15 protein-coding genes and 1 pseudogene are annotated in these 17,597 nt (G+C 39.0%); 5 read left to right on the plus strand and 11 right to left on the minus strand.

The window, feature by feature from the left end:
* The first annotated feature begins 13 nt into the window (after positions 1–13).
* Both A0J48_RS02630 and menH read left to right on the plus strand, forming a co-directional pair.
* Positions 14–1,564, plus strand: coding sequence for an ATP-binding protein (locus tag A0J48_RS02630; RefSeq protein WP_200320069.1), 1,551 nt, complete (start codon positions 14–16; stop codon positions 1,562–1,564).
* 30 nt (positions 1,565–1,594) lie between these two features.
* Positions 1,595–2,404, plus strand: a pseudogene (gene menH / locus A0J48_RS02635) (2-succinyl-6-hydroxy-2,4-cyclohexadiene-1-carboxylate synthase).
* A 35-nt stretch (positions 2,405–2,439) separates the two neighbouring features.
* On the opposite strand, the gene A0J48_RS02640 reads toward menH, so the two are convergent.
* Complete coding sequence (locus A0J48_RS02640) at positions 2,440–3,120, minus strand: glycoside hydrolase family 24 protein (protein ID WP_200320071.1); 681 nt, start codon at positions 3,118–3,120, stop codon at positions 2,440–2,442.
* A 50-nt stretch (positions 3,121–3,170) separates the two neighbouring features.
* Positions 3,171–3,836 (minus strand): NAD(P)H-binding protein, encoded by a 666-nt coding sequence (locus A0J48_RS02645; RefSeq protein ID WP_200320073.1) that lies wholly within the window; start codon positions 3,834–3,836, stop codon positions 3,171–3,173.
* Between the two features lie 179 nt (positions 3,837–4,015).
* Here A0J48_RS02645 and A0J48_RS02650 point away from each other — a divergent pair, with 179 nt between their 5' ends.
* On the plus strand, positions 4,016–4,675 hold the full coding sequence (locus tag A0J48_RS02650) for a DUF1997 domain-containing protein (RefSeq protein ID WP_200320074.1): 660 nt from the start codon (positions 4,016–4,018) through the stop codon (positions 4,673–4,675).
* Between the two features lie 80 nt (positions 4,676–4,755).
* Here A0J48_RS02650 and A0J48_RS02655 read toward each other — a convergent pair whose 3' ends face one another.
* The 3 genes from A0J48_RS02655 to A0J48_RS02665 all read right to left on the minus strand — a co-directional run bounded on the left by A0J48_RS02655 (position 4,756) and on the right by A0J48_RS02665 (position 6,846).
* A complete protein-coding gene (locus A0J48_RS02655; RefSeq protein ID WP_200320076.1) occupies positions 4,756–5,226 on the minus strand; it encodes a DUF4079 domain-containing protein in 471 nt (156 codons plus the stop codon).
* 367 nt (positions 5,227–5,593) lie between these two features.
* Positions 5,594–6,343 carry a peptidoglycan-binding domain-containing protein gene (locus A0J48_RS02660; protein ID WP_200320078.1) on the minus strand — a complete coding sequence of 250 codons (750 nt, stop codon included), beginning with the start codon at positions 6,341–6,343 and terminating at the stop codon, positions 5,594–5,596.
* Between the two features lie 71 nt (positions 6,344–6,414).
* A complete protein-coding gene (locus tag A0J48_RS02665; RefSeq protein WP_200320080.1) occupies positions 6,415–6,846 on the minus strand; it encodes a hypothetical protein in 432 nt (143 codons plus the stop codon).
* Between the two features lie 285 nt (positions 6,847–7,131).
* Here A0J48_RS02665 and A0J48_RS02670 point away from each other — a divergent pair, with 285 nt between their 5' ends.
* Both A0J48_RS02670 and A0J48_RS02675 read left to right on the plus strand, forming a co-directional pair.
* The gene (locus A0J48_RS02670; protein WP_200320082.1) at positions 7,132–8,979 is read left to right on the plus strand and encodes a S8 family peptidase; all 1,848 of its coding nucleotides are present in this window, start codon (positions 7,132–7,134) and stop codon (positions 8,977–8,979) included.
* A gap of 124 nt (positions 8,980–9,103) precedes the next feature.
* Positions 9,104–9,331 (plus strand): hypothetical protein, encoded by a 228-nt coding sequence (locus A0J48_RS02675; protein WP_200320084.1) that lies wholly within the window; start codon positions 9,104–9,106, stop codon positions 9,329–9,331.
* 209 nt (positions 9,332–9,540) lie between these two features.
* Here the strand turns inward: A0J48_RS02675 and A0J48_RS02680 are convergent, their stop codons facing one another.
* The 6 genes from A0J48_RS02680 to A0J48_RS02705 all read right to left on the minus strand — a co-directional run bounded on the left by A0J48_RS02680 (position 9,541) and on the right by A0J48_RS02705 (position 17,592).
* Positions 9,541–11,346 (minus strand): HTTM domain-containing protein, encoded by a 1,806-nt coding sequence (locus tag A0J48_RS02680; protein ID WP_200320086.1) that lies wholly within the window; start codon positions 11,344–11,346, stop codon positions 9,541–9,543.
* A gap of 60 nt (positions 11,347–11,406) precedes the next feature.
* Positions 11,407–12,648 carry an NAD(P)/FAD-dependent oxidoreductase gene (locus A0J48_RS02685; RefSeq protein WP_200320088.1) on the minus strand — a complete coding sequence of 414 codons (1,242 nt, stop codon included), beginning with the start codon at positions 12,646–12,648 and terminating at the stop codon, positions 11,407–11,409.
* 148 nt (positions 12,649–12,796) lie between these two features.
* Positions 12,797–13,723, minus strand: coding sequence for a hypothetical protein (locus tag A0J48_RS02690; RefSeq protein WP_200320090.1), 927 nt, complete (start codon positions 13,721–13,723; stop codon positions 12,797–12,799).
* 101 nt (positions 13,724–13,824) lie between these two features.
* On the minus strand, positions 13,825–15,258 hold the full coding sequence (locus A0J48_RS02695; RefSeq protein WP_325078240.1) for an MBOAT family O-acyltransferase: 1,434 nt from the start codon (positions 15,256–15,258) through the stop codon (positions 13,825–13,827).
* Positions 15,259–15,422: 164 nt separating this feature from the next.
* Entirely contained in the window at positions 15,423–15,815 is a 393-nt protein-coding gene (locus A0J48_RS02700; protein WP_200320094.1) for an acyl carrier protein, read from the minus strand.
* Positions 15,784–17,592 carry an acyl-CoA dehydrogenase gene (locus A0J48_RS02705; RefSeq protein ID WP_200320096.1) on the minus strand — a complete coding sequence of 603 codons (1,809 nt, stop codon included), beginning with the start codon at positions 17,590–17,592 and terminating at the stop codon, positions 15,784–15,786. The genes A0J48_RS02700 and A0J48_RS02705 overlap by 32 nt, the downstream gene beginning before the upstream one ends.
* Positions 17,593–17,597: the final 5 nt, after the last annotated feature.

Raw genomic sequence — 17,597 nt, forward strand, 5'->3', positions numbered from 1 at the left:
CAAGTATGAAATAATGATAGCAAAATTCAAGCAAGTTTGGCCTACATATTTATCTTTTCAAGGAAAGTACCAGATTATTTTCGTTTCTGCTGCGCTGTTTCTGTGTTTTGATTTAGGTGTTCTTGTCCCTAATTTTTTGATATCTTCTAAATTAAAGGAAGATGCGATAATTATTAATTTGACTGGAAGACAGCGAATGTTGTCACAAAGAATTTCTAAAACTATATTGCAGCTACAAGTAGCAGAAAAAAATTCACACAATATCGCTCTGATCAAGGATGAATTAACACAGGCTTATCGACAATTTGATGAAACTTTAATAGGATTAAAAACGGGTAAGACTGTAACTGGTAGTGATAATCAACCAGTATTTATTCCAGCAATGACAGATGCTAAGGTTAAAAATCTACTCACGCAAGCAGAAACAATTTGGAATCCATATAAAGTCAAAATTGAATCTATTATTTTATCTAGAAATAAAATTTCTCCGCAGCCACTACAAAAAGCTATAGCCTATTCAAATGAACATAATATCAAATTACTAGACTTGATGAATCAGATCACTACAGAACAACAAAAGATATCTAACAAGAGGACTTATGTATTACAAATTATTCAAATAACTGGGTTATTACTAGCCATAATCAATTTTTTTATCTTGCTTTTTCACACCTTAAAAAATCTGACAATTAGTGATAATAAAATTCAAAACGCTCTCAAGGAAGTAGAAAAAACCCAAGTTCAACTCATCCAAAAAGAAAAAATGTCTAGTTTAGGGCAACTGGTTGCCGGAATAGCTCACGAACTTAATAATGCTATCAATTTCATCCATCCTAATCTTCCTCATGCTCAACGATACATGACAGATTTATTGCAGTTAATCGAACTTTATGAAAAGTATCATCTTAAAAATGACACAGAAATAGAAATAAAAATTTTTACAAAACTAATTGATTTAAATTTTATCAAATCAGATTTACCACAACTCATAAAATCAATGGAAGTCGGCACAACTCGTAGCCGCGATATTGTACTTGCCTTGAAAACGTTCTCGCACTGGGGCGAAACTGACATCAAAACAGTTGATATTCATAAAGATATCGACAGTATTCTCATGATTCTGCAATGTCGAATAAATAATCAATCAAATTCCTCACCAATTCAAATTATCAAACAATATGGTCATTTACCTCTTGTAGAGTGCTATGCTGCAAAACTTAACCAAGTATTTTTTAATATTTTAACAAATGCGATTGATGCGATTGAGGCTTTAGGTACTCAAAAATTACCAAGAAATCCCCAAGTTTTTATTAAAACTAAATTAGTAGAAGCTAATTATATTTTAATTTCTATTGCTGATAATGGCATTGGTATTCCCAAAGAAAATCGGCACAGAATATTTGATCCTTTCTTTACCACCAAACCTGTAGGTAAGGGAACTGGTTTAGGATTATCTGTCGCTTACCAAATTGTTGAAGAACACAATGGTAAAATAAGCTGTTTTTCTAGTCCTGAAGAAGGTACAGAGGTTCAAATTCAGATTCCTATCAAAGTGATCGCTTAAACAAAACTAATTCTGATTACAGTTAAAAAGATGATTTTAAAAAACTATCAATTTAATTATTCTTTAACAGGTAATCTGCAAAAACCGTTAATTCTTTTTTTACACGGTTTCATTGGTAATCTTCATGAATTTGATGCAGTTATAGAATTACTAGGAGAGGAATTTTCCTATCTCACCCTTGATATACCTGGACATGGTAAAACCCACGTATTAGGAGGTGATGATTATTATAAAATGGAATATGTTGCCCAAGGCATAATCAACTTATTAGACGAACTCAAAATAGACAAATGCTTCTTGGTTGGTTATTCAATGGGAGGAAGATTAAGCTTATATTTAACTTTACATTTCCCAGCAAGATTTATCAAAGTTGTCTTAGAATCTGCCTCAACTGGTTTAGCAACAGCAACAGAAAGATTAACCAGAATTAAAAGTGATTATCAAATTGCCAGAAAATTACTCAGAATCAGCAATAAAACAGATTTTCTTACTTTCTTGAACAACTGGTATAATCAGCCTATATTTGGTCATATAATAAATCATTACCAATATCAGCGCCTACTAGAAAGTCGATTAGATAATGAACCTGTAAAATAAGCCAAATCATTGCAATTTATGGGTACTGGATACCAGCCTTCTTTATGGGAAAATATCAAAGAGAATCAAATACCTTTACTGTTAGTAGTTGGTGAAAATGATCAAAAATTTATAGATATAAATACAACAATTTTACACAGAAGTACAGTTGCTCAACTTAAAATAATTAGTCAAGCTGCACATAATACACACATAGAAAATACATTCGCATTTGTACAGAATTTGCGTCAATTTTTGGGTTGAGTCATTAAGTTCCTCCCCTGCATTCCCGTCACCTGTCACCTGTCACCTCTTCCAGGTGTAGGTTGACTAGCAGCTTTTAATTCTTCTGCCAACACTTTCTGATAAACTTTAGGTAAAAACCGGGTATTAGAATTAGTTTCTATCCCATATCCTAAACTTGTCCAAGTCGGAGAAAGTATGCGTAAAACCTCATTTAACTTATTCTGACGCAGCAGTTTAGAAATATCAGTTCCCCAAACTTTTGCATCATTCAACCAACTATAAACAACAATATCTTGATATTCAGGTTCAAAACTATAACTAGACCACAACATTACCTGAGATGGCTTGGGATGATAGCGAGGCGCAATGTCATACCAAGTAGTATTAATAATTTGATATCTACCCGCAGCAGTAGAACAATTACCTGTATTGGGTCCAACTGTAATAGTCACACATATTTGAGGATGACGACTTAGGTCATTTACTTGTTGACCACCATATAACAGAGAATAAGGACGTTTACTATTAGCTTCACTGAAGGAAATAGTCCGCATCAAGGCACGGATGTAAGGATCACCGTCTTTCATCACTAAAGGAGGTTGTTTTCCTTCAAACACGGGATCAGAAGGCGAGTGCAAATCTCCAAAAATATACCATTGAAAAAGATACACAAAACCCAGAAGTGCGGCTATCGGGGCAATTAGTTTTTCTACACCTTTGAGTTTAAAAGTCATTAGTCAATTGTCAGTTGTTAGTCTCTTGTCAGTTTCTTCACTGTCACCTGTCACCTATTCCCTATTTGTTGAAATAACTCTTGGAAGCTTTTGGAGGGAGTTTCAGGTTTAGCGACAATTTCCACAATTTTATTGCGTGCGGCTGGTTCAAACAAAGACTCGACACAAACCTGAGCCACTTTTTGCCGAGGTATGCTACCTTCAAACAAAGTATCTGCGCCTTGCATAACTATGGCATCTGAGTTATCTTCATTCTTTAGTCCTCCAGGTCGGACAATTGTGTAAGTGAGGCCACTGTTCTGAATGTATTCCTCAGCTTGCTTTTTCCATACTAAAATTAGCCAAAACAGGTTAAGGGGATGAAAAAACTGGGACACACACAAAGAAGAAACCAAGATGAAATGCTCAATTTGCTTGGCCTTGGCTGCTGCAACTAAATTTTTCGTACCTTCAAAATCTACCCTGTAGGGTGCTGTTGGGTCAAAAGATGGACTTGCACCTGTGGCACAAAACAACACTGTACTATCACCCAATGCCGCAGCTAGGCTGCTTGCTTCTAACACATCACCTATAACTATCTCGACTTCAGGAGATAGAATTGCCTTGGCTTTTTCAGCATCCCGCACCAAAGCACGGACGGGAATATTCCTGGCTACTAACTCTTGTACTATGCGACGACCTGTTTCACCTGTTGCTCCTGCTACAAATGCTTTCATAATTGGCGCTATCCTGAGAAACTAATATGTGTTGATTTCGTTCTTTATTGTAGTGATTATATGGAGTTGATGACAGATTAATGATTTTTTTGTGAAATTTGTATTTCTGTGAGAAAAAATCCTCCCTGATTGGGAATCATTAATATAGACAAACTTGCAAATATACAAAAAGCTCATTTATGGTTACAAACAACTGGGAATTTCAAAATTTGGAAATTACAGAATCAGTTTTACCAGTAGGTTCGAGTGTTGGGGTAGATGAAACAGTAGTAAAAGATGCTCATAGAGAACCAAGTAAATTTTATAGTCATCATCAAGACTGCATGGAAATGTATGCCCCTCTGGAAAAGGTGGCTGAATATCTTAATACTCACTCTTCATGGTTTGCACGGTGCGCTGAACCCATGAGCGTACAACCTTTAGGTGAAAATGGTTATGGGTTAGTAATTGGTAAGTTTGGTGCTTTCGGTTATGAAGTCGAACCAAAAATTGGTTTGGAATTGTTAGCCCCAGAGGAAGGTAAATACCGTATCCGTACAATTCCCATCCCTGACTATCAAGCCCCTGGTTATGATGTGGACTATAATGCGTGCATGGAATTAGTAGAAAGTTGGCCGGAGATGACACGGGTAGAATGGAAATTAGATTTGATGGTTGAATTGCATTTTCCCAGATTTATTCAGCGATTACCACATTCGTTAATTCAATCTACAGGCGATCGCTTACTTCATCAAATTGTCCGTCAAGTTTCGCGTCGCTTAACCCGTAAAGTCCAAGAAGATTTTCATCAATCTATCGGTGTACCTTTTCCTGTTAATTCTAAGAAAAAGCGTCATTAGTAAAAATAGGGAATAGGGAACAGGGAACAGGGAACAGGGAACGTTTATTTTTATCCTGCCTCCTGCCTCCTGCCTCCTGCCTACGCTTGACTCAAAATTTTGATCACAATTTCTACACCAGAGAAGGCTTGCCAAATAAATAGCCCTAAAATTCCGAAATTCAACAAAATATGAGTTGCCCGCGCCCAGTTTGCTCCTTTTTGCATAAAAGGGGAGAGGGAAGCAGAAAAGGCGATCAAACCTGTCATTCCTAAACCTGCTAACAGGTGGGGACCAACAAATAATTTGCCATTATTGATGTAGGTGACAGCCATACCTCCAATTGAACCAGCTACCATCAAAGCTAAAATGATGGATCCAATTTGGTGGTGTTTAATCGTATATTTGCCTTTAATCAGTTCTTTTCTTTCTTCTGCTGAAGCATTTCTGGTACGCTGCACTTGCAAACCCAAGTAAGCAGCATAGAGTGAAAGTGCCAATAGTATCCACATGATTACTGGGTGAAGGAAGCTCAACCCAAATTTCACTGTTGGAGAAAGTTCCAGGTTCATCGCCTTGTTATCCTAATTATTAAATCTTAATAAAAATTAGCATACCTTGATTTGGCAGGTTACTCAATTTTGGATTTACGTTAGCGAAGCGTACGCAGCACAGCGAGTATTTTGGATTTTGGATTGACTCCACCCTCAAGTGTAGAGCTTGAAAATTTGGGATTTACGGACTCCGGGCTTATACCAAATTTTTTTAATCTAAAAACTAAAATTCCCAGTCACGGGTGACAAAAGTTCAGAACTCGATATTTTCACAGTGTCTACCCGCTTGTTACAGTGATGAAAAAATCCTGGAAAAATTATGAACACGGAAACAGGACTTACACCCAGCCCTAACAGATAACTTCTGTGCGTAAGTCCTGTCAATCTAACGTTGTTGGGGTAAACGTCTGATAAAAGCTTCCCAAGTCGCACCACCAGCTATACCATCAGGTGTTAAACCATAACGAATTTGAGCAGCTTTGAGAGCGGCTTCAGTGGTAGCACCAAAGTCTCCATCTATACTCCCTTTCAAAAAGCCCAAGTTTTGTAGTAGTTTTTGCAGCTTGACGACTTCTGAACCACGATTACCTAAACGCAAAATCGGCCATCCCTCTGCGGTGTATTGAATGCTGGGATTTTGCTGTTTAAGTGGAGTTGGTTGAAAAGCAGTATTGTTTTGATTGCGGGCAATGACACTTGGTTTTGGAGCAGTAGGTTTGGGTGCAAGTGTGTTATTAACTCTGGTAGGAACAGTGAAATTACCAGTTGATATAGGTGGAACAGGATTTGAAGAAGTAATAGTCGCCACTGTTGATACGCCGGGGAAAAGTTTTTGCCATGTGATCGCATCTACAACACCATCTGGATTTAAACCAGCTGCTTGTTTAAACTGGGAAACCGCCCTAGCTGTACCTTCTTGATAAACACCATCGACTGCACCTGTGTAAAAACCTAAAAGTTTTAGTGCAGCTTGAAGTTCAGACACCCGATCTCCTTGACTACCAATTTTTAGAGTAGGACGGTTAATGTTGCCTACTGTGCTAACTTGGGCAATTTTGGCTGGTGCAGCAAATACCGCTACTGCTGAAGTTGCAATGAGAATAGATGTGGCAGTATACAGAAGTAAGTAATGCATAAAACGTCTCTCAGGTAAACACATTCAGCAATTTATAATAAGGAATAGTGAACAGGGGATTGAGTTGATATTTAATGATTTTGGGAATTGAGGTTTTGTAAAACTCCCTGAAAATACTTACCCCATTCTGACGCTAAAGAAATTTCTGTAAAGGGAACACGAACTGATTTATTTAGTTCAGAAAATGAAAATTCTAACTCAATCACACGCCCTTTTTGGGGTGGATTTCCTATTTCTACTTGTTTGTTATCTATCAAAAATTTAATTTCCTGGACATCTAGTAAAGAAAAAGTTTCTAGTTGAATTGGTCCTTGGGGAGTGGGTTTTCCCCAGGTAACATCATTACCTTTTTGCCCTAAAACGGCATAAATATCATACTTAGCTCGTTCAAACTGTTCTGCCCAAAGGCGATATGCTTCAACTTTTTGATACTCTTTTGAACCTTGCCAAGCTAACCAAAAAAATGCCACTAACAGGGGCAACCATAAAAGACCACGTTCCATAATTAATAATTCGTAATTCGTAATTCGTAATTGGATACAGGGAATTGGGGACTGGGGACTGGGAAATAGAATTTTTTAATTTTGTAAGGATTCAGGGAACAGGGAAGATAAAAGAAAAATGTTCTTCATCCTTCATTCTGAACTCCTGATAGCGAAGCGTGGCGTAAGCCATACTCCTGAACTCCTGATAGCGAAGCGTGGCGTAAGCCATACTCCTTCCTTTTATCATTTTGAATTTTGAGTTATGGTAGTGTGCAAACTGACAAAGAGCGGTGATGAGTTGATATGAGAAGACTTATATTATTGGGCTTGTTTGTCATCGGGTTGGTTGCTGCCGTGTTCGGTTTCCTGAGTGTGCAGGGATTGGCAACCAAAGGTGAATTTGAGACAATTTTGCTGGATTTTCGGGAAGATATTCCAGCAGCGGTGATTAAACAAGACTTACAAGCGATCGCTCAACAATATAATGTTACACCCCGACTGGATAACCAATTTTCAGATGCTGATCATGTGTATATTATCAAAGGCGATCGCCAACGTTTGCAAGATTTAAGAAAATCTCCCTTTGCTAAAGCTACAGAGTTCATCGAACCAAATTATATTTACAGGACAGTCCCCACAGGCAAGGCCACAGCACTAGGTGAACTGTTCCCATCCCCAAACAATGACAATCCCAGTTCTTCATTAATTGGCCCTAACGACCAATATTACAGTAAGCAGTGGAATCTGCACAAAATCGGCATAGAAGGCGCATGGACTCGCACCAAAGGCAGCAACATCACAGTTGCAGTCATTGACACAGGTATTACTCAGGTGCGGGACTTAGCTGAAACCAAATTTGTCAAAGGCTATGATTTCGTCAACGATACAGAAACAGCCAAAGACGACAACGGACATGGTACCCATGTAGCTGGTACAGTCGCCCAAAGTACCAATAATCAATATGGTGTCGCGGGAGTCGCTTACGAAGCCAGTCTCATGCCCTTGAAAGTGTTAAATACTGATGGTGCTGGTACAGTTGCCGATATCGCCGAAGCCATCAAATTTGCCGCCGATAACGGTGCAGATGTGATTAACATGAGCTTAGGTGGTGGTGGTGAAAGCAAACTCATGCAAGATGCGATTGAATATGCCTACAAAAAAGGTGTAGTCATTATCGCCGCTGCGGGAAATGAAAGTACAGATGGGGCTAGTTATCCAGCCCGTTATCCTCATGTTATTGGTGTTTCTGCAATTGGCCCAGATGGAGAAAAAGCATCCTATTCTAACTTTGGTGCTGGTGTAGATATCTCCGCCCCCGGTGGTAGCGAAACAGGGACAATTCTCCAAGAAACCATTGATGAAAACGGCCAAGGCGTATTTTTGGGACTCCAAGGCACAAGTATGGCCTCTCCCCACGTTGCCGGTGTGGCAGCATTAATTAAAGCCGCCGGAGTCACAGAACCTGATGAAATTTTAAAAGTCCTCCAACAGTCAGCTAGAGTTATCCAAGACGACGGTTTAAATTATTACGGTGCTGGACAACTGAACGCCGAAGCAGCAGTGAAATTGGCCAGCGAAGGACAAATTAGTTTTCCCGACTTTTTCCGGTGGTTGCGGGATAACGGCTATCTCAACCCCCGCTTTTGGATAGATGGCGGTGCTGTAGCTTTATTACCTAAGATTTTAATGGTCATAGGTTCTTACCTCCTCGCTTGGTTTTTACGGGTTTACTTCCCCTTCACTTGGAGTTGGTCTTTATCCAGCGGTTTAATTTTTGGTAGTTCTGGTTTATTCTTCCTGAAAGGATTTTATATCTTTGACCTTCCCCAGTGGCCTTTCCGGGTTTTGGGTAGTTCTATACCCGAACTAGGCAATAGTTTACAGGGAACAGGGGTTTTAAATCCTCTCTTTGCCAGTGTACTAATTCCCATCTTGTTAATAGTATTGCTGTTAGGACATCCCAATTGGAAATGGTTTGCTGTTGGTTCTACCTTGGGAGTATCAGCTTGTTTAATAGTTAGTGCCATTTATGATCCCGCTGTTTGGGGATTAGGAGATGGTAACTTGGCGCGTATTTTCCTAATAGTTAATGCTTTACTGTGTTACGGACTAGCACGGTTAGCATTAAAAGACGAAAAACAAATAGCTTAAATAATTGTGTAATGGGGATCTGGGTAAAAAAGAATTAAAAAATCAAAAATTCTTCCCTATTCCCTATTCCCTATTCCCTATTCCCTATTCCCTATTCCCTATTCCCTATTCCCTATTTCTCATTATGACTATTACAGTTACAGGCAAAATCGAACGTCGCAATATTGGACTTGGTGCTTGGGCATTTGTAACAGATGAAGGTGTTACTTATGAAATTCCTAAAGGCACTGACAAAAACTTACTCAAGTCAGGACAAACAGCCAGAATTACAGGAAAAGTTCGGGATGATTTAATGACAATTGCAATGATTGGTTCTGTTTTAGAGGTGCATTCTTTTGAAGTGATAACATGATTTTGTTGTCAGAATCAGGATGTCGAGGATTTTAGGATTTTCAGGATAAGAACGCAGATAAACGCAGATAAACGCAGATTGTCTGAATCAGGATATCCAGGATTTCAGGATTTTCAGGATGTTGAATTTATTAATTACTACAAAATTCTTTTAGTCTGTTTTAACAGACTTTCGCTATGAGACTGGGAATTAATTCCCAGTCGGATTAATTAATTACAAGACTGTTCCAATTTCAGCTTTTTCTCAACAGTTTGTTCTTCCCCTGGTGGTACTGTTCTTTCATCCATAAAATAAACGTCTAATTTTTCTAATTTTTCCCCTCCTTGATGTTTGTTATTCCAAGCACGACAGAGATATTTTCCATAAAAAGGATAAAGCTTTTTACCAATAGCACGATTTAGATTAATAAAATAGGTGCGCCATTGCATATTGCGATAAATTGCACTTCTGACACCTAAACTTGGTTTATCCCAATTAACAGCATTGCCAAAGCGGAAAATATCAACTTCACTACCATTTTCTAGTTTTCCAGGAACAACGTGCCAACCATCATCTCTGGGAGGTGCAGGTGCAAAAATACTCCAAGATTGATCAAGTCTTGTTATTCGTCCCATAACTTCTGTGCGTTGCCAAATTTTCCGCTTAAATAAATCAGGAGCATAACTTTGAATATTCCAAATAGTAGCGTAAATTAAACACACTAAAGCTAAAAGAGTTAAAGTTTTGGATTTACGAACTTCCAGAGGACGGAATTTGAAAGGTTTAGTAAAATTACCAGCGAACTTACGATTAGATGCGATCGCTTCATAAAATTTTGTCCCTCCTGCCATCACTGGTTGCCAATTTAGTAAAGGCACTAAAAACTTAAATATAGGAGACAAACTCACCACATAAACAATGCCTTTAAATTTAAAATATCGCTTTCCTTGATAATCCTCAATTACCCAAGAATTATTAGCCTCCATATCAGCATAAATATCAGGATATTCCTGCGCCATTAATAATGGTGTTCCTGGCAAAATTAACAGCGTGCGTAAGATATGCACTACTTTTTTACAGAAACCACAATCAGCATCAAAGTAAATCTTTAACCCTTGACGTGCGGGAGTTTGCAAACGCTTTTCCAAATAATCCCAAAAAGAACTAGGCAGAAAAGCCAACCAACTAAAGGTACTCAAAAATGGGAAAATGCCAATATTTAAAGTTAAACCAAATCCCAAATGCAGACCAATAAAAGTAAAAACCGTGATAGTTTTAAACAAGTTATTCCGAAAAGGAATAAAAATTGCTAATGGACCGATCCACTCCAACACCAAAGTAATTTGAGTGAATAGCTTCATAATGGGCTGAAAATTCAGGAAAAAATGACCTAAATGAGTCACATATTGGTCAAAACTCAAAGCATAATAAACGGCATCACCATCAGTCCAAATGGGACTTTTAGATTTAATTGCAGCGGAAAAAATATAGATAAAACACTGCTGACACATCAGAGCAAAAGTTGCACCAGAAACCACTGTTGCTGGTAACTGGCGTTGAGAAGTATTCAGCGCACTGTCAAGGGAATAACGAGCGCCCCAAGGTAAAAACATCGCCCAAAACATGAGAGCGCGTAACACATCATCCCCAGCAAAAATCAAGGCTGGGTTACGATTGTGCATGGATATTAACAATACCCAAGATGCAATGGTAGCAACTCTAGTGCGATAACCCACCAACATTTGCAACGCGAAAAATGCTGCCAGTGCAAATAATAACACCTGAAAAATTGGTTCACCACTAATAGCGTGTAAAGACCAATGTCCAGTTTTAGCGATTTCCGCTAGTAAAGTGCGGGGAAGTACACCATAATCTGTGTAGTGGGCGGTGAGGTCACTAAAGCGAGTAAATAAATCTACGAGAATGATGATGGAAATACCGATGCGAAACGCAGCCAGCGATCGCAAATCTAATCCTATAACGGTATCTAGTATTTTTCCCCAGGATGTTTTTGATGTTTCTTGTTGAGTAACCATATAAGTTTTTATTTAATAAACTCTTAGTCTCTTTGCGTCTCTGTGTCTCTGCGTGAGCATTTATCTTCTTAGCAGTTTTTTAATTCCTTCTAATATCCATCTTTTAGCCACCTGCAATTTATGTTTTAAAGTGGGTAATCTTTGAATATAAACGCCTCTGCGAATGATACGAGCTAGACTACCATCTAAGGTAATACCAAAGCTAAAAACTACAGCATTCTTAATACCCAAAGTTAACATTTCTCCTAAATGTAAGTAGCTAAATGACTTTAATTTTCGTCCTGTAATTTTTGCCCAGATATTACGAGCCGCACAGGGGGCTTGTTGAAATGCTGCTTGGGCTGTAGCGGGAGATTCATTACCTTTAACGTCTCGAATTTCTGCCAAGTCTCCTAATACAAATACATCAGGATATCCTGCTAGTTGCAAAGTAGGAGTAGCTATAACTTGTCCTTGTTGATTATATTGACAATTTAAATCTTTTACCCATTGAATTGATTGATTTCCTCCTGTCCATAATACTAAATCTGTTTGTAATTTCTGAGTTTTACCTTGATGATTAATCATAATTGCATTAGATTCAATTCTCTCAACAGAAGTATTCAAATCTATCTGCACACCTCTTTTTAATAAAGCTCTATAAGCTGCTGTTTGACAACCTTTAGGCAAAGTTTTGAGTATTTCATTGCCCCTATCAATTAAGCGAATTTCTCCCCGTTTTTTTAGTCTATCTGCCAATTTACAAGCTATTTCCACACCATTCGGTCCAGCACCTGCTACAGCTATTTTAATTACGGGAATATCAGATGCTTCCAAAATCCTTAACCGTTCCTTTAAATATTCAGCATCTGCTAAAGTGCGAAAAGTTTGGGCGTATTCTGCCGCACCTGGGACTATATCTAATCTCGTTTCTTTACCGACAGCCAATACCAAAAAATCATAATTTAGTATTTCTCCACTTTCCAAAGTTACCAATTTTTGCTCTAAATCAACACTTTGAATTTCAGCTTGATAAAATTTGGCTTGACTATCAGACAACAACTTTTTATAAGTGGGTGCAACTTCCCAACTATGTAATTCTCCAGTTACCACTTCATAAAGTAAAGGGGTAAATAAAAAATGCTCCCGTTTTTCAATTAAAATAATCTCATAATTAGGCTGACGAAATTGAGCAAACTTCCCCAATTCTAAAGCCGTATAAAGACCACCAAAACCACCACCTAAAATACAAATTCGCGTATGGGAATTAGTAGTATTTTTGTTTTTCAAATGCCCATTAATAAGCAACTTATCTATCTTCATATATATAATTCATACTTGATATCCATAGTTTGCTCCTTTGCGTCTTTACGCGAAATAAAATATATATAATTCCTAGATGAATCACCAACAAATTTATTCCCTATTCCCTGCCTCAATGAGTATTTTATCAACCCATATAATGTATATGTTATTTAATATTTGCAGCTTTAAACTGCTCAACAAGTTCACTGGTGCGGGTACGACGACCATTAGGATTCAGATGATAATGAGTATCAGCAAATAAACTAGAATCAGTCTTGACGTTTAAACTTTCTTTGTCATAAAGTACCGGGGCAATTTTTTCTAACTCTTCTGCTGTTTTACGAATATTACCGAGAGTTAGAGGATCAGTGCTACCATAAATCCAAGAAAGTCCTAATACCAAAGTTGCTCCTTTGGCTTCAACTTCCTGTTTAAATTGTTGAATCCGCCGCAAAGAATGAGGAGAAACACTATTATTAATTGTTAATGACCACCATTTGCTCTTAGTCCGTTTTTTCATGACTGTCGGATCACCGTTAGCTGTCACGGGATCAGAATAATAACCAGTTAAACGGCCTTTTTCTATAACATCCAAAGATGATTTAGTTGCGGCTTTGAGAGTGGGTATACCTAACAACATTAAGTCTTGAGCGAGTTGCTTGGGGGGAACATTTCCCAAACCGGGTTTACCAATAGCAGCACCAAACTGGCCAGAGCGATCGCCAAAACCGTCATCATCTAGTAACAATAAATATTCAGGAATAAGTAGGACAATATCGCCTTTTTTGATCACATCAGAAACACTAGGCAAAATCACATCTAAACCGATAGGTCCATCAGTAGCTATGTTGATAGTAGGGATGCCTAATTTCTCTTGCATCAGTTTGGCATCGACGGTGTAATGAGCGCCCGAACCACCAACAACAAGAATACGTCGGGGTGCTTGTACTTCCTTAGCAATGGCCATTTTCTGCTCATACAACATTCGCACCCAGCTAAGTTCACCACCATAACGGGCATTGTAAAAATAACCAACACTCCAGGTTAAACCAGCAATCGCAAACCAACTAGAAAGTCTGAAAAACTTGTTCATAATTCGTAATTCGTAATAGTGCCTCCGGCACGCTGCGCGAACGTAATTCGTAATTCGTGATTTGTTATTAGTTTATTTGGCTGCCCTCTCAGCTTGGTTGTTTAAAACTCGAAGTAAATAAATGGAGAAGGTGTATTAGCTGCCAACAAAATAGTTAGCACTAATAAAACCCGTGACATCCAAGGAGAAACCAACAAATCATAGTCCGTTTCTCCTTGTCGCCAAACTCCAATTTGTTCCATCAGTAATACTCCTATTGCCAGCACCAAAGTAAATACTAAAGCCGCTGCTCCATTCTCATTAAAGAATGTCAAAGCTTCACCCAAATTAGCTAAAGAATAATTCCAAGGAGTTATTAAAACTAACAGCTTTTGCATCAAGCGTCCTGTGTTTGTTTCCATAAAAAACAGACATCCCAGGATTACAGATCCAAAAGTTAAAGCCCAGGAAATAAACTGTGGCATCAGCAACTTCTGCTGTCCTAAAAATTTATAAAATGGTCGTCCAGCATAGCGCAATACTAGGAGTAATAAACCGTGATAAGCTCCCCACAAAATAAAGTTCCATGCGGCTCCATGCCAGAAACCAGATAAAGTAAAGGTAATAAAAAGATAAAATGGAGCATATTTCATGTTTTTGCCCATCAGAGGCAGAAAAACATAGTCTCTAAACCAAGTGCTAAGGGTAACGTGCCATCTGCGCCAAAACTCGTTAATACTCTGGGAAGTATAGGGAGCAAGAAAGTTAAGGGTTAATTTCACACCAACGAACTTTCCTAAACCTACAGCAATAAAACTATATCCACCAAAATCAAAATAAATTTGTAATGTAAACAAAAAGGCAAAAAACCAAACTAACCAAGGATTATCAGCTTGCTCTAATTTGATATAAGGTGAAATATTATCTGCCAGGACAAACTTCATAAATAGTCCTAGAGATAACCACCGAAAACCCGATTCAAAATTATCATAAGTCAATTTGAATCTAAAGTTTTCAATCTGCGGAAACAAGTCTGCTCTCCGTTCAATCGGACCTGCTACCACTTGTGGGAAAAAGGAAACAAAGTTGACGTAATCTAAAGCCGCAATAGGTTGTTTTTTTCTGCTGGTGTATGAGTCAACTACAAACGCCACCATTTGAAATGTATAAAAAGACAATCCTGGAGGAATTGAACCCATCCCAGGAATAGACTTTGCTTGCCAATTTTCTGCTAACCCTGGAACTACTAAACCTAAAACATCTTCAACGAAAAAGTTGAGATATTTGAAATAAGCCAAGATAGCTATATCAATTACGATGACAATTGTAGCGATCGCCTTAGCTTTCCATTCTGTTTGTCTCAACATCAACCACACCATGATGTAGTTGAAGATGATTTCACACATGAAAATAGCAAAGCTAGACTTGGAGGCGTTGACAAACAATAATAAGGACATAGCCGCCAAGCCCACCCCGTCAAAAGCACCTTTCCACAGGTTCAAAGACTTGGCAATATAGCGGACTGTAAAGTAAGGGATGCTGAAAAGTATTAGCACCCACCAAAAAGAAAACTCCGAAAAATTCAATTCACCATGCCTCCAACCTGTGAAATATAGGGAATAGGGAGGTGGGAAGATGGGGAGGTGGGGAGATGGGGAGAAAATTCTTTACCTGTTCCCTGTTCTCTGTTCCTTGTTACCTTCTTTCCCAATCACCAATATCAACTACCACTAATCTTGTTCCAAAGACCGCCCCAACCTTTACCTTGAGTAGCTTCTTCTTTAGGTTTGCTTGCAGCAGCAACTGGTTGAGCAGTAGTAGTTTCCGCTGGTGAAACACCAACTTCATCAACTAAATATTTAGCAGCTTTTTCAATAGTTGGATAGTCCCAAAGCAAGGTAGAAGGAAGTTCTGCATCCAGCCAATCTTCCATATCACCAACTATCGTCACAGAGTCAATAGAATCTAGACCATAGCGTGTCAAAGGTTCAGTCACTTTAATAGTTTCAGCTTTGATTCCCAGTTGTTTAGCAATCTGGTTCACTAACCATCCTTGAATAGTATCAACAGCGTTCATAGTTTCAGGCTTGGAGTTGGAGTTTTGGAGTTGCATCTGTGCTAGTTTCCTGTGGTTGAGATTTTGCTAGTTGGAAAGGAACTATGGAAAACATCCGGTCTTCGTTATACAAACGAATCATTTCTTGAACTACACTACCGTCGTCAATTCTTCCAGGTAATGCTTTTGCTGGTCGTAAGTTTAACATTAGCCTACGTAAGCTAAGTGCTAACCACTCTCCATTAGCAAAAAATTCTCCCAGATGATTACGGTTATAAATCCATGTATACACACAGGAAGCAGCAGCGTGCAGTACACAGTATTGTTTTGCCATATCAAACAATTCTGGGTCTTGTTCATGACCAAACTGGAAGGTTGACTCGGTAATCTGCACATCCAGATTGTTTAGCTCTTCCCGCACTATGTCCGTTAAAGTAATGATTTGGTAGAGAGTATCTGGATTCAGATTAGAGTCGGTTTTTAGCTGCTCCAGTGATGCTAAAGCCAAGTCTAGTCCTTGTAAGACATCATCGCCGCCTCTATTAACTAACTCCAGTTTCTTGCCATCAAAGGCGGGCAAAGACTGTGTGAGGTCAAAAGTGGTAGCAAGCCGCCCGGACAAGGCTTCTAGCTTGCTGCCCGCGTTTCTGGCGCGAGATTTGGCTAACTGCCGTAGTTGTAGTAATAGGGCATGAAGATTTACAATCGTGCTGCCATCAAACATACTGATGATGGAATTATCCCGCAACACTTTCTGGAAAATGCCCCAGTCGTGTGCTTCCCGCATATAAAAGCGCGAACCTAGAACAACGGATACATTCTGTACCACTGTTTCCAAGGTGGTGGTGACAAAATATTTCACCACTGCTGACCAAACGCTAATTTGTTCTGGCATGGTACTAAAACCACGTCCCACACCAAAGGTAGAACAGTCGCAAATCAAGATATCCAAAAACCCATCGGTGAGAGTGCGTCGGGGTTGGGGCATATCAAAGACTGTCTTACCATATAATTTGCGTTCTATAGCAAATTTTAGAGTGGTACGCAAAGCTGTATCAGCCGCACCTTGGGAAAAAGCTGCACATAAGGCTCTAGTAATTTGGAAGCCTTTTAATGCTATTTCCAATCCTGCACCTTCAGCCCCTAAGCGCATATATTCGGGAATAAAGCAGTTATCAAAGCAGATACCACTCATATCCGAACCGCGAATTCCGTGTGTCAGAATTTTGGGCAGATTACTATAGTTAGCTGGGTCAATTTTGCTCTTTTCCACCATGAATAGGGAAAGGCTACGGGGTCCCCCTTCTGGGTCTGTCCTAGCGAGTACAAAGGCAACTCCAGAACGGGTAGCGCGGTTAATTGGCCATTTTTCGCCGCTGAGGAGATAACCACCAGAAACTTTTCTGGCTTCCATATCCCCACCCAACAAATCACTACCATGCGCTTTTTCTGAATAAGCTAAACACATAGTACCGTTGGCATCTTTCATAAAGCTGGATAGGATTTGCTTTTGCTCATCTGTTCCTGCCATCCAAACCAAGAATGACCAAAACATTGTAGTGAAAGCTATCCCTGCTGTTTGATCCCGCCGTGCAAGCACGCGCACAAAGGAGATGAACTCGTCAAAACAAGTAAATTCACCACCGCATTCTGTGGGAATGTAGTAATGTTGGAGTTTCCAGTTATATAACCAGTCGATAATTTCCTGGGGAAATTCTTCCTTCTCATCCAGGTCAATTACCTGTTGGAAGGACATCATACTCTCTGGATTACCAGGATCGCCTAAATCCTTTTCGAGTGCTTCGGCGACCCAAAATTGTTTGAGTAGCTGCATAGTGT

Source organism: Sphaerospermopsis aphanizomenoides BCCUSP55, assembly GCF_001586785.1.
GTDB classification, from domain to species: Bacteria; Cyanobacteriota; Cyanobacteriia; order Cyanobacteriales; family Nostocaceae; genus Sphaerospermopsis_A; species Sphaerospermopsis_A aphanizomenoides_A.